Raw genomic sequence first — 13,129 nt, 5'->3', positions numbered from 1 at the left:
CGTTTTTGCGATCAACTCGCTCGCGGACAGACACATAACTTAGCGTTTACCCCTTCCCCTGTCAACGCCCTCCCGGAAAATTTTTCCGGGTGCCGTCTCGGCGGTCAGGGCACCGGCATGACCACGCCTCTCTGTGGCGCACCATCATGCCGTCACAAAGCGTATATAACACCCTGATCTCTAAAGGAAGGGTTAACAGGCGCAAAAATTTTTGCGTCAAAATTTCAGCGCCGTCATAACACGGGATATAAGGTGCATCGCGCTTTCCACAAGGGAACAAGCGCCTGTGCATTATGTGGAAAATTTAATGGTTTTTGATTTACCTTGCGGCTCTTGCAGAGGGCGAGGCGTTCCCGGAAGTGCCCTGCAACGTGCCGCTAAACGCGCCAACGGGCGTGCTCGAGGGTAAATACGAACGCACGGGGACACATTTAAGACGGGGGAATGATGCTGAAACGGAAACGGCCATCATCCAGGGCGCTCGTGCGGACTGGCGATCACGAGACGCTCCCCCAGGTCTATCTGTCCAAACTGCCGGAAGAGCGGAGCGGCGCGCTCCCACCAGAAACGCACGCCAGCGTCGCTTCCCGTCTGAAGTGGATTGTCTCGACCTGCCTCGTGGGCATCGCCGGCCTCTGCATCATCGCGGTCGTCGTTTACGCTTCAATGGATTTCGAGCGCGACGAGGGCATCATCTCCTCCATCCAGAAAGCCGGCATCTCTGCTATGCAGCCCCAGCCGGTCGGCAAGATCGTACAGGATCAGCCTGAAATCGCCTTCGGCCAGAAGACGGACCGCATCAAGTTGACGGCCAAAGGCGTGACGACGAGCCACATCATCCACGACAGTGTGGTGATGCGACGCGACGCTACCGAATTCATCGAGATCAAGCCTTATGTGCTGATCGAGGCTTCTCTTGCCACCGAGCTGCCGCAAGGCGCCGGTGACATCCCGAAGCTGGACCCGTTCGAGCTCTACGCCAACAAGACCCCGGTCGGCGAGCAATCCGCCGAGGCCAAGGCGCGCGAGATGGCGTCGAACAATGTGGCTCTCAGCTACAGCGACATCCGCGTCAAACGCCTCGTCATGATAGATGATCGCAAGATCGGGCCCGAACGCGCCGAGCAGCTCGTCGCAGAGGCCGCAGCGGTGCTCGCCGAGAGTGGCGCGGAGTTCGAGAACGCGCCCGACGAGCCGGCCGCGGAAACGCCCCTGGTCGAGGCCGCGGAAGATGACATCGGTCCCAATACCACCGTCGTAAGAAAGCGGCCGGAGCCGGCCGCCGCACCGACGGAGCGTTTCACCACCACGGCCGAAAAGGTGCAGTCGGGCGACACGCTGTACGCGATGCTGAGCGAGGCCGGCGCGGGGGATCGCGACGCCAAGGCGATTGTGAACGCCATGAAGTCCGTGCCCGGCGCCGTTCAGCTTGAAGCTGGCCAGGAGCTGCGTTTCACGCATGAAAAGGGGCTTCCGGGCGGCGGGCGTCGGGCGCCGATCCGCGTAAGCCTGTATAGTGGCGACAAGCATGTTGTCAGCGTGACGCAGACATCCACGGGCGAATACGCAGCGACGCGCGACGAAACGCAGATTGCCGCATACTCGGACTCCGGCGAGCGTCGCTATTCAACACGCGCATCCCTCTACAAGAGCATCTTCCACGCGGCGATTACCCAGGATCTGCCGCACGACCTCATTCAGCGCTTTCTGCGCACACTCGCCTATGACGTTGACTTCAAACAGAAAGTCAGCTTTGGCGACACTATGCGTTTCTTCTTCGACGTCGAGCGCGAGCCCAGCGGGATCGAAAAGCCTGGCAATCTGCTCTACGCCGAGATCACGGTCGACGGCGAAACCCATCGCTATTACCGCTATCGCACGCCGAATGGCGAGGTGGATTTTTACGATGAGAACGGTTCGAACTCGCGCAAGTTCCTGATGCGCAAACCGGTCAAGGGCGCGCGCTTCACCTCCGGTTTCGGCTATCGCCGCCACCCGATCCTGGGCACCCGGCGGATGCATACCGGCGCCGACTGGGCCGCACCGCGCGGAACACCGATCCTTGCGCCGGGCGACGGAACGGTCGTCTTCGTGGGGCGCAAGGGCGGCTACGGCAAACACATCCGCCTCAAGCACGGGAACGGCTACAAGACCACGTTCTCCCACATGCAGAAATTCGCCAAGGGCATCCGCAAAGGGGTGAAGGTGAAACAGGGGCAGGTGATCGGCTACATCGGCTCCACGGGACGCTCGACCGGGCCGCATCTGCACTATGAGGTCCTGGTGAATGACAAGTTCACCGACCCGATGAAGATCGCGACTGGCAGCAGCCGACAGCTCCAGGGCCGGCTGCTCGCCGAGTTCAAGCGCGAAAAGAAGCGGATCGACGACCTGATGCGCCGAGCACCAGTCAAGACGCAGGTCGCGGCAGTCAACGAATAGCGTTGCGCAGCTTTGACGTCTGGCCTAAGGGTTCGCATTGCGACCCCGGAGACCGCCATGCTGCGCTGCGTGACTATCGTGACCGCCCTCGCCGCAATCTCGGTTGCCGACACGGCGGCCGCCCAGACTTGCTTTCCCGTCAGCAGCGACGTCGTGAGCCTCGGCCAGGCCAACGCGCGCGCTTATGCAGAGCGAAGCCTGGATCGTGCCATTGCGGCCCGGAAATCCTCGATCGAAACCAGCGGAAAGACCCTTGCCAAAGTCACGCGAAACGATCTGGCTTGCGCGCCTTTCCCGAACCTGCTTGGCGCAGACGAGTGGCGGTGCACGGGCCGGGCGCGGGTTTGCGCCGCTGACTGAGCGGCGAGGCAATCATGGATGAAGAAGACATCATCCGCACCTATTTCGCGCCGCTGGCTGCCGGTTTGCCGGGCGCCTTTGACCTGAAAGACGACGCTGCCGCGCTTGCACCGCCGCCGGATACGGACCTCGTGGTGACCACCGATGCGCTGGTTGCCGGGGTGCATTTTCTGCCCGACGACCCGCCCGCAGATGTTGCCGCAAAGGCGCTGGGCGTGAACCTGTCCGATCTGGCAGGAAAAGGCGCTGACCCGCTCGCCTACACATTGTCGGTCAGTCTGCCGACGCCGCCCTCGGCGAATTGGCTCGCGGGCTTTCGCGACGGCCTGGCCGCTCTGCAGGAGGCTCACGGCATTCAGCTCATTGGCGGGGACACAACGTGCAGTCCGACGGCTGTCATGCTGTCGATTGCCGCATTCGGAACGGTTCCCGCCGGCCGCATGGTCCGACGCAGCACGGCGCGAGTTGGCGATCTGCTCTATGCAAGCGGCACAATCGGCGACGCCGCCCTCGGCCTCTACGTCGCGACCAAGGACAAACGAACGGACAAATGGGGCCTCGATCTGGAAGCACAGAACGACCTGCTGTCACGCTATCGCCGGCCTCAACCGCGCACCAACCTGGCGCGCGTCGTCCGCGACTTTGCCACCGCAGGACTGGACATTTCGGATGGTCTCGTGATCGACGCCGCACGGCTTTGCCGGACCTCCGGTGTCAGCACAACCATGCGCGTTGAGAATGTTCCGTTATCGCGGGCCGCGCGTGATTGCCTCCACGCCGACCCCGACTGCCTTGAAACGATCCTGACGGGGGGAGACGACTACGAACTCCTGTTTACCGTGCCGCCGCAACGCGTCGATGCCCTCTGCGGCGCTGCTGAAGCAGCCGGCACACCTGTCCACTGCGTCGGGGAGATTACCGGCCCGGCCACGCAGCAGGAGGCAAGCCCGGTCACCGTGATCGGAAACGATGGCGCGCCGCTGCATCTCGCGCATTCCGGCTACACGCACTTCGCCTAGCGCTTGGGCAATCTGCAACCTTGTTGCACTGCCACACCGATTTTGGCATGTTCCGGCCGGTTCGCGCGGCGTATTCATACGCCTGCAACCAAATGTTTGGGGGGGACGAACTGCCGGGACCGATCTTGATCGCCCGGCGGCTTCAATAACACCCAGATTTCAATAATCATACCCGGGACGGTTCCAATGGATAACGTGATCTGGCTTATCGTTGCCGCCGGTCTGCTTTCGCTCGTTTATGGCGCGCTGACCATACGTCAGCTGCTCGCCGCTGACCCCGGCAACGCTCGTATGCAGGAAATCGCAGGCGCGATTCAGGAAGGTGCTCAAGCCTACCTGTCGCGTCAGTACACGACGATCGCCATCGTCGGGGGCGTCATTTTTCTGATCGTGCTGTTTCTTCTCGGCCTGCCCGTGGCGATCGGCTTCCTGATCGGCGCCGTGCTGTCGGGCGCGGCTGGCTTCATCGGCATGATCGTGTCGGTACGCGCCAACGTGCGCACAACGCAGGCCGCGAGCCAGAGCCTCGCCGACGGTCTTTCCATCGCCTTCAAGTCGGGCGCGGTGACAGGAATGCTCGTGGCCGGTCTGGCCCTGCTCGCCGTAGCGGTCTATTTCGCGGTTCTGCTGGGGGTCGGCTATGAACTCACAGACCGGACGATCGTGGACGCGCTTGTGGCGCTCGGCTTCGGCGCTTCGCTCATCTCGATCTTCGCGCGTCTCGGCGGCGGCATCTTCACCAAGGGCGCGGACGTCGGCGGTGACCTGGTCGGCAAGGTGGAAGCCGGCATTCCCGAGGACGACCCGCGAAACCCGGCCACGATCGCGGACAACGTGGGCGACAATGTCGGTGACTGCGCCGGCATGGCCGCGGACCTTTTCGAGACCTATGTGGTGACAGTTGTCGCGACGATGGTCCTGGCCTCCATCTACTTCTCCGGACAGGACATCCTGTTCCCCGCGATGGTCTACCCGCTGGCAATCGGCGCGCTTTGCGTCGTCACTTCGATCATAGGGACCTTCTTTGTCCGGCTGGGTTCGGATCAGAGCATCATGGGCGCGCTTTACAAGGGCTTCATCGCCACGGGTGCGCTGTCGCTGCTGGCGCTTTGGCCCGTGACCGATCTCATCATCGGCATGGACACCCAGATGACAGCTTCGGGCGTCAGCTTCACCGGCGCGGAGCTGTTCTATTGCGGCGCGATCGGCCTGATCATCACGGGCCTGTTCATCGTGATCACCGAGTACTACACAGGGACCGGCTTCCGGCCCGTGCGCTCGATTGCGGAAGCGTCGAAGACGGGTCACGGCACAAACGTCATCCAGGGCCTTGCGATCTCGCTGGAGGCGACGGCGCTGCCGGCCATCGTCATCATCGCGGGTATCCTGCTGGCCTTTAACCTCGCCGGCCTGTTCGGCATCGCCATCGCGGTGACCACCATGCTGGCGCTGGCGGGGATGGTCGTCGCGCTGGACGCGTTCGGCCCGGTGACGGATAACGCCGGCGGCATTGCGGAGATGGCGGACCTCCCGGAAGGCGTGCGCGACACGACCGACGCCCTCGACGCGGTGGGCAACACCACCAAGGCCGTCACCAAGGGCTACGCGATCGGCTCGGCCGGTCTGGGCGCGCTGGTGCTGTTTGCGGCCTACACGCAGGACCTCAACTTCTTCATCACCAACGCCGCGGACTTCCCGTACTTCGAAGGGGTCGACCTCAACTTCTCGCTGTCGAACCCATATGTGGTCGTTGGCCTGTTCTTCGGTGGGCTGCTGCCCTACCTGTTCGGCGCGATGGGCATGACGGCGGTCGGCCGCGCCGGCGGCAAGATCGTCGAGGAGGTCCGCCGCCAGTTCAAGGAGAAGCCGGGCATCATGGAAGGCAAGGACAAGCCGGACTACAGCTCGGCCGTCGACATGCTGACCAAGGCGGCGATCAAGGAGATGGTGATCCCGTCCATGCTGCCAGTGCTCTCTCCAATCGTGGTGTTCCTGGTCATCGGCGCGGTGGCAGACAAGTCGGCAGCGTTCTCGGCGGTCGGCGCGATGCTGCTGGGCGTGATCGTCACCGGCCTGTTCGTGGCGATCTCGATGACCGCCGGCGGCGGCGCCTGGGACAACGCCAAGAAGTATATCGAGGACGGTCACTTCGGCGGCAAGGGCTCCGAGGCGCACAAGGCCGCGGTCACAGGCGACACTGTCGGCGACCCATACAAGGACACGGCGGGACCAGCGGTGAACCCGATGATCAAGATCACCAACATCGTCGCACTCCTGCTGCTTGCGGTGCTGGCGCACTGATCATCGGCGCCACATGAAACGACGGAAAGCCGCGCTCTCGCAGCGCGGCTTTTTCTTTTGCGGCAAGGCTTTGCGTGCAAAATGCTGCGGCTTGGCATATATGCCGTACAGACAGCGACGCGCCGGGCGAAAGGAACGGCCATGCAATTCTCAAGCATCGAGACAGCGATCGAGACCATCCGCCAGGGCGGCATCATCATCGTCGTCGATGATGAGGACCGCGAAAACGAGGGCGACTTCATCTGCGCGGCAGAGACGATCACGCCCGAGAAGGTCAACTTCATGCTGAATGGGCGGGGGCTGCTGTGCGTGACGCTGACCGAAGAAGCGGCGCGGCGACTCGACCTCGCGCCCGCGGCCAAATCGAACACTGCTCTGCAAAACACGGCCTTCACCGTCTCGGTCGATCACGTCACGACCAGTACGGGCATATCCGCTGCCGAGCGCGCCACGACCATAACCGCGCTGGCCGACCCCGGTGCGCGGCCGGAGGATTTTGCGCGGCCGGGGCATATCTTCCCGATTGTCGGCCGCGAGGGCGGGGTGCTGATGCGCGCGGGGCACACCGAAGCGTCCATAGATCTCGCGGCGTTGGCCGGGCTCTCACCGGCCGGTGTGCTGATCGAGATCCTGAACGAGGACGGCACGATGGCGCGGCGTGACGACCTCGCCAAGCTGGCGGCGCAGCACAACATGCCGATGATCACCATCGCGGACCTGATCCGGTACCGCTATCGGCACGAGCAGATCGTCAAGCGCGTGGCGGAGGCGACGCTACCGACCCGGTTCGGGGATTTCCGCCTGATCGCCTACGATGTCGCCTACAGCGACGAGCAGCCGGTTGCGCTGGTGAAAGGCCATCTGACCGAGGCGGAGGCGCCCCTTGTGCGCGTGCATGCCGCTTCGCTGACAGGCGATGTGCTTGAGAACCTCCGCCAGGACGGCGGCACAACGCTGCACCAGTCGCTAGCGCGCATCGGCGCCGAAGGCGCGGGCGCGATTGTCTATCTGCCACAGGACGCGCGCGGGATCGGCCTGTTGGAGCAGATCAGACAGTATCAGGACCGCGAGCAAGCGGCTGAGCGCAGCACCAGCCGCGAGAGCGATGCACGGGACTATGGTCTTGGCATTCAGATCCTGAAGGACCTCGGCCTGTCAAAAATCCGCGTGTTGACCAACACGCCGAAGCCGACCGACACTTTCGTCTTTGACGGGTTCGAGCTGCAGGTGGTCGAGCAGGTCCCGATCTCGGAGGTCGAGCAGGAGCAGGACGGCGAACCGAAGGATGCCCCACGCCTTGTGTTCAGCCATAAGAGCTGAACCGGCTAGGGCTTCGGTCTGGAATACTGGCCGTTGAAATAGACCAGCGGCGGGGCGTCCGGATTATGACGTGTGCCGTGCACCAGTTCGCCCAGGACAATCTGATGATCCCCGCCCGGGTAAACCTCCTCCACGCGACACTCCAGCGCCGCCAGGACACCTTCCAGGACGGGCGCGCCCAACCGTCCATCATGGGTGGTGATACCCTGAAACTTGTCAGGACGCCTATGGGCGAAGCGGTTTGAAATCTCTTCCTGCCCGCTTGCAAGGAAGTTCACGCAGAAGATGCCGCTCGCGCGCAACGCGGCGAGGGTCTCGGAATCGTTGCGCAAGCACATCAGCAAAAGCGGCGGCTCCAGCGATACGGAGGTCACGCTGTTCATCGTGACGCCGTAGGCGCGGCCTTCGCCGTCGCGCGTCGTCACGACCGACACACCGGTCGGCCACAGGCGAAAGCAGCTTTTGAATTCCTCCGGACTTGCCCGGAACGCCTCCGCATCGGTCTTGTCCTTGGGCCAGAACGTCATGCGCTATCCCTTTTCCCGCGGCCCGAAGATCGCTGAGCCGACCCGCACCCAGGTGGCGCCGAATTCGACCGCTGTCTCATAATCCGCGCTCATGCCCATGCTCAGCCGAGACACCCCGCATTGATCTGCCAGCTTGGCGAGGAAGGCGAAGTGGATGGCCGGCTCCTCATCAATCGGCGGAATGCACATCAGACCCTCGATGTGGAGACCGAGTTCATCCTGGCAATAGCGCGTGAAGTCCACGGCCTCGGTGGGCGCGATGCCCGCCTTGTTCGGCTCTTCGCCCGTATTGACCTGAACCAGCAGGCGCGGCGACCTGCCAATCTCCGATATTTCACGTGAAACAACCCGCGCGATCTTTGGCCGGTCGATCGTCTGGATCACGTCGAAAAGCTTTACGGCATCGCGGGCCTTGTTGGATTGCAGGGGGCCGATCAGGTGCAGTTCGATATCCGGCCAGCGCTCTTTAAGCGCCGGCCATTTGCCTTGCGCCTCTTGCACCCGGTTCTCGCCGAAGATGCGCTGGCCGGCTTCGATAACCGGGATGATCGCCTCCGCGCCGAACGTCTTGGACACAGCGACCAAGTGAACCTCTGAGGGATCGCGCCCGACCTCCCGCGCAGCATCGGCGATCCGCGCGCGCACCTCCGCCAGTCGGGCGGCTGCGCTGTCCGTTGATGTAGCTCTAGTCATCGGGTCTTGCACAAGCAATCTCCTGACATAGCCGCCTGTCGGCACCCCACCAGACCTCTCGGGCCGTTGCAACGGCCACGGCGGCGTGGAAGAAATGCGCATGCGCACGCCGTCATGCCTTGACCGGCCGGGCGGTTTTGCCCTCATATCCGGTCTAACACACACGACGAGTACTCTGGGCCCCTGGCCCAAGGTTCAACCTTACCATCCACAAATCGGACGTCATGGCCAGCGAGAGATACAACGCACCCGAGCGCGAGAAATATTGGCGTCAGGTCTGGCGCGAGCAGGACGTTTTCCGCACCCCGGAGATGTCAGACCGGCCGAAATATTACGTGCTGGAGATGTTTCCGTATCCGTCCGGGCGCATCCACGTCGGCCACACCCGCAACTATACCATGGGTGATGTCGTGGCCCGGTACAAGCGGGCCCAGGGTTATGATGTCCTGCATCCAATGGGGTGGGACGCCTTCGGGATGCCCGCGGAAAACGCCGCGATGGCGAAAGGCGTGCACCCGAAGGAATGGACCTACGAGAACATCGCGACGATGCGCGGCCAGCTTCAGGAGATGGGCTTCGCGCTGGACTGGGACCGCGAGTTTGCCACCTGCGATCCGGAATACTATGCCCAGCAGCAGAAGCTGTTCCTGGACTTCCTGAAGCATGACCTCGTCTATCGCCGCATGGCGCGGGTGAACTGGGACCCGGTCGACCAGACCGTCCTCGCCAATGAACAGGTCATCGACGGGCGCGGCTGGCGCTCCGGCGCGGTCGTCGAGCAGCGCGAGTTGCCGCAATGGTTCTTCCGCATTACGCGCTACGCGGACGATTTGCTGGAGGGTCTGGACACTCTGGACAGATGGCCGGAAAAGGTCCGGCTCATGCAGAAGAACTGGATCGGGAAGTCCGAAGGATGTCTCATCAAGTTCAAACTGTCCGGCGATCGTCCGGCAGACGCACCTGAGACGCTCGACGTCTTCACCACGCGCCACGACACGATCTTCGGCGCCACCTTCTGCGCGATCGCGCCAAATCACCCGCTGGCGCAGAGCCTCGCCGAGCAGGACCCGAACCTGCGCGATTTCATCGCCGAATGCCAGCGTATCGGCACCAGCGAAGAAGCCATCGAGCGCGCGGAGAAGAAGGGCTACGACACGGGCCTCAAGGCGATCCACCCGTTCAAACGGAACTCGCGGCTGCGAGTCTTCGTCGCCAACTTCGTGCTGATGGAGTACGGCACTGGCGCGATCTTCGGCTGTCCGGCGCACGACCAGCGCGACCTCGACTTCGCGCGCAAGTATCGCCTGAACGTCAAGCCGGTCGTGATCCCGGACGGCGCGGATCCGGAGAGCTTCAAGATCGGATCGGAAGCCTACACCGGCCCCGGGCACATCTATAATTCGGAATTCCTCGACGGTCTGAGCGTGGATGAGGCGAAGGAGAAGATCGCCACTCTGGTCGAGGAGCGGGGTATCGGTGAGCGACAGGTCAAGTTCCGCCTGCGTGACTGGGGCGTCTCCCGTCAGCGGTATTGGGGTTGTCCGATCCCGATGATCCACTGCCCGACCTGCGGCATCATCCCCGAGCGCGAAGAGAATCTACCGGTGCAACTCCCTGAGGATGTTTCCTTCGAGAAGCCCGGCAATCCGCTCGACCACCATCCCACCTGGAAGCATGTGCATTGCCCCGAATGCGGCAGCGAAGCCGAGCGCGAAACCGATACGCTGGACACTTTCGTGGACTCGTCATGGTACTTCGCCCGTTTCTGTTCCCCACGTGCTGACACGCCGGTGGAAAAGACCGAGGCGGATCGGTGGCTGCCCGTCGACCAGTATATCGGCGGGGTGGAGCACGCCATTCTGCATTTGCTCTATGCGCGCTTCTTCACCCGCGCAATGCGCGACATGGGCTATCTCGATCTCGAAGAGCCGTTCGCCGGGCTATTCACCCAGGGCATGATCGTTCACGACACTTACAGGAGCCAGAGCGGAGAATGGCTCAGCCCGGACCAAGTGCGCTTCACGGAGGATGGCAAGACCGTCGAAATCGACACCGGCTCCCCGGTGACTGTGGGCCACGCCGAGAAAATGTCGAAGTCGAAGCGCAACACCGTGGACCCGACCGACATCGTCGAGCGCTTCGGGGCGGACACGGCGCGGTGGTTCATGCTCTCCGACAGCCCGCCCGAGCGCGACGTGCAATGGACAGACGCCGGGGTTGAGGGCGCTTGGCGCTTTATCCAGAAGCTGACGCGGTTGGTTACAGACGCGGCAGACGCTCTGCCGGAGCAAGGTACGCCCGCACCGGAGAGCTTCTCCAATCCCGCAGAAGACCTGCGCCGCGCCTCACATCGCGCCGTCAAGGCCGTGACCGGCGATCTGGAAGCGCTGCGCTTCAACCGCGCCATCGCGCAGATCCACGAATTCGCCAACAAGATCGCCAGCGCACAGCAATCAGACTGGCATGACCAGCCGGATTTCGCCTGGGCCATGCGGGAGGCGCTGGAGTTCATCACCCAGCTCGTCGGACCAATCATTCCCCATGCCGGCGAGGAATGCTGGGCGCGACTCGGCTACAACAGTCTGCTCATAAACCAGCCCTGGCCCGAGCCCGAGGATGCGTTGCTGATTGACGATGCGATTACCATTGCCGTACAGGTTAATGGCAAACGCCGGGCAGAACTCACGATTTCCCGGGACGCCGAGAAGGAGGAAGTTGAGCGCGCGGCGCTTGAACTCGAGAGCGTCCACAGGGCGCTTGGCGATCGGCCAGTAAAGCGTGTCATCGTCGTGCCGCAGCGCATCGTTAACGTTGTGGCATAAAGTCAGCGGAGAGGCGGAGCGAGAATGCGAGGTGGGAACCATCGATCTCCGGGTCGGCTTGTCGCCATTATGGCCCTGATCGCTCCGTTGCTTGCCGGGTGCGGCTTTCAGCCGATGTATGCCGAGTCCACCACCGGTGCGCAGCTCGACGACGTGATGCGCACGGTGTCTGTGGCGCCCATTCCGGGGCGTGTAGGTCAGCGCGTCCGCAACGAACTGATCTTCGCCACCACAGGCGGCGGTTACAGCGATGCAACGCAGTATCGCCTGGAGGTCGCGATTCGCGAATCCGTACAGGATACGTTCGTGGCCAGGAGTGGTGAGGCCGAGGGGCGCGCATATAGGTTGACTGCTGCGTTCAAGCTCATCCGTCTGGAAGACGAAACTGTCGTGGTCTCCGGCAAGAGCATTAGCCGCGCCGCCTATGACAATCTGGATTCGACATTCGCGGACATCCGCGCGCGGCGCGATGCCGAGAACCGGGCGGCGCGCACGGTGGCCGACGACATCCAGACGCGGGTCGCAATGGCTCTGTCACGGGACGTATAAAGCTTGCAGGCCACAGCAAAAGCCGTGCTCGACGGCGAATACCTCCTTGGACCTGAATGGTTCTGATCAAAGCAAACCGCGTCGCGCGCTACGTCCAAAAGCCGGACCCTCAGGTCAAAGCATGTCTGCTCTTCGGCTCAGATGCCGGCCTCATCCGCGAGCACGGGGCGACACTCTGCGAGTCAATGAGGAGCTTGCTTCCGGATAATCCCGAGCTTGTACGCCTGAATGAGGACGATCTGGCCGCCGATCCTGATCGTCTAGCCGTGGAAGCCCAGACGATCTCCATGTTTTCCCCGAGCAAGGTCCTCCGGGCTCGCGTATCCGGGCGCACAGTCAACGAGCTGGCAAAATTCCCCTGGGGCCAACTGCCCGACAGCGTGCGCGTTGTCATCGAGGTCGGCAACCTGAAACCCGACATCAAGCTGCGGAAGCTGTTCGAGGGTGGTGAGACACTTGCGGCGCTGGCCTGTTACGAGAGCAGCGATACGGCGAGCCTGTCGCAGCTTGTTCGACAGGAGATCTCTCGCGCCAGCCTCACCATCACGCGCGATGCCGAACGTCACCTGACCAACCTTCTTGGGGCTGACCCCGGAATTGCAAAGGCCGAAATCGCGAAGCTCATTACCTACGCTCAGGATACCGGTGAAATCTCTGTCGAGGACGTCGACGCCGTGGTCGGCGACGCGTCAGACGCAACACTCAATGTGGCCGTTCATGAGATCCTGACCGGCGACTCCGCCAGCGCCCTTACCCAGATGGAAAAGCTTCGAGCGAGCGGAACGCCGCCTGACGTGCTCCTGTCCGCCCTTTCGCGACAGCTGATGCAGCTTATCTCCGTTCGTGCGCGAATGGATGCCGGTCGCTCAGCGGACAGTGCGATCAACGCCATCCGGCCGCCCTTGCATTTTCGGCGGAAGGACGAGATTAAGCTTCAGATCCGGCGGTGGGATCGCGGACATCTTAAGCGGGCCTTGGGACGGGTCTCGCGGGCGCTCCAGTATACACGAACCCACCCGGAGATCGCGCATCAGGTCGCAGGTGACACAATCTTTCAGCTTGCTCGCACCCTTGGCAAAACTCCCCGCTGAAGCAC

At 62.8% G+C, this 13,129-nt stretch carries 10 protein-coding genes; 8 read left to right on the top strand and 2 right to left on the bottom strand.

From position 1 onward, the window contains the following. The first annotated feature begins 444 nt into the window (after window positions 1–444). The 5 genes from BXY53_RS01220 to ribB all read left to right on the top strand — a co-directional run bounded on the left by BXY53_RS01220 (window position 445) and on the right by ribB (window position 7,442). On the top strand, window positions 445–2,442 hold the full coding sequence (locus tag BXY53_RS01220) for a M23 family metallopeptidase (RefSeq protein ID WP_119060137.1): 1,998 nt from the start codon (window positions 445–447) through the stop codon (window positions 2,440–2,442). A 57-nt stretch (window positions 2,443–2,499) separates the two neighbouring features. Continuing rightward, window positions 2,500–2,802 carry a hypothetical protein gene (locus BXY53_RS01215; protein WP_119060136.1) on the top strand — a complete coding sequence of 101 codons (303 nt, stop codon included), beginning with the start codon at window positions 2,500–2,502 and terminating at the stop codon, window positions 2,800–2,802. A gap of 14 nt (window positions 2,803–2,816) precedes the next feature. Beyond that, window positions 2,817–3,821, top strand: coding sequence for a thiamine-phosphate kinase (gene thiL / locus BXY53_RS01210; RefSeq protein ID WP_119060135.1), 1,005 nt, complete (start codon window positions 2,817–2,819; stop codon window positions 3,819–3,821). 186 nt (window positions 3,822–4,007) lie between these two features. Continuing rightward, the gene (locus BXY53_RS01205) at window positions 4,008–6,122 is read left to right on the top strand and encodes a sodium-translocating pyrophosphatase (RefSeq protein ID WP_119060134.1); all 2,115 of its coding nucleotides are present in this window, start codon (window positions 4,008–4,010) and stop codon (window positions 6,120–6,122) included. 141 nt (window positions 6,123–6,263) lie between these two features. Beyond that, complete coding sequence (gene ribB / locus BXY53_RS01200; protein ID WP_119061691.1) at window positions 6,264–7,442, top strand: 3,4-dihydroxy-2-butanone-4-phosphate synthase; 1,179 nt, start codon at window positions 6,264–6,266, stop codon at window positions 7,440–7,442. A 5-nt stretch (window positions 7,443–7,447) separates the two neighbouring features. Here the strand turns inward: ribB and BXY53_RS01195 are convergent, their stop codons facing one another. Further along, window positions 7,448–7,969 (bottom strand): flavin reductase family protein, encoded by a 522-nt coding sequence (locus BXY53_RS01195; RefSeq protein ID WP_119060133.1) that lies wholly within the window; start codon window positions 7,967–7,969, stop codon window positions 7,448–7,450. A gap of 3 nt (window positions 7,970–7,972) precedes the next feature. Beyond that, entirely contained in the window at window positions 7,973–8,662 is a 690-nt protein-coding gene (locus BXY53_RS01190) for a YggS family pyridoxal phosphate-dependent enzyme (protein ID WP_119060132.1), read from the bottom strand. Between the two features lie 224 nt (window positions 8,663–8,886). On the opposite strand from BXY53_RS01190, the gene leuS reads away from it, so the two are divergent. The 3 genes from leuS to holA all read left to right on the top strand — a co-directional run bounded on the left by leuS (window position 8,887) and on the right by holA (window position 13,124). Next, window positions 8,887–11,484, top strand: coding sequence for a leucine--tRNA ligase (leuS, locus tag BXY53_RS01185; RefSeq protein WP_119060131.1), 2,598 nt, complete (start codon window positions 8,887–8,889; stop codon window positions 11,482–11,484). 69 nt (window positions 11,485–11,553) lie between these two features. Then, entirely contained in the window at window positions 11,554–12,033 is a 480-nt protein-coding gene (locus BXY53_RS01180; protein ID WP_170144284.1) for an LPS assembly lipoprotein LptE, read from the top strand. A 56-nt stretch (window positions 12,034–12,089) separates the two neighbouring features. Next, window positions 12,090–13,124 carry a DNA polymerase III subunit delta gene (holA, locus tag BXY53_RS01175; RefSeq protein ID WP_119060129.1) on the top strand — a complete coding sequence of 345 codons (1,035 nt, stop codon included), beginning with the start codon at window positions 12,090–12,092 and terminating at the stop codon, window positions 13,122–13,124. Window positions 13,125–13,129 lie beyond the last annotated feature (5 nt).

The organism is Dichotomicrobium thermohalophilum, from assembly GCF_003550175.1.
GTDB classification, from domain to species: Bacteria; Pseudomonadota; Alphaproteobacteria; order Rhizobiales; family Rhodomicrobiaceae; genus Dichotomicrobium; species Dichotomicrobium thermohalophilum.
Note: the sequence above shows the minus strand (reverse complement) of the source record. Positions and strands in the feature narration are given on the sequence as shown.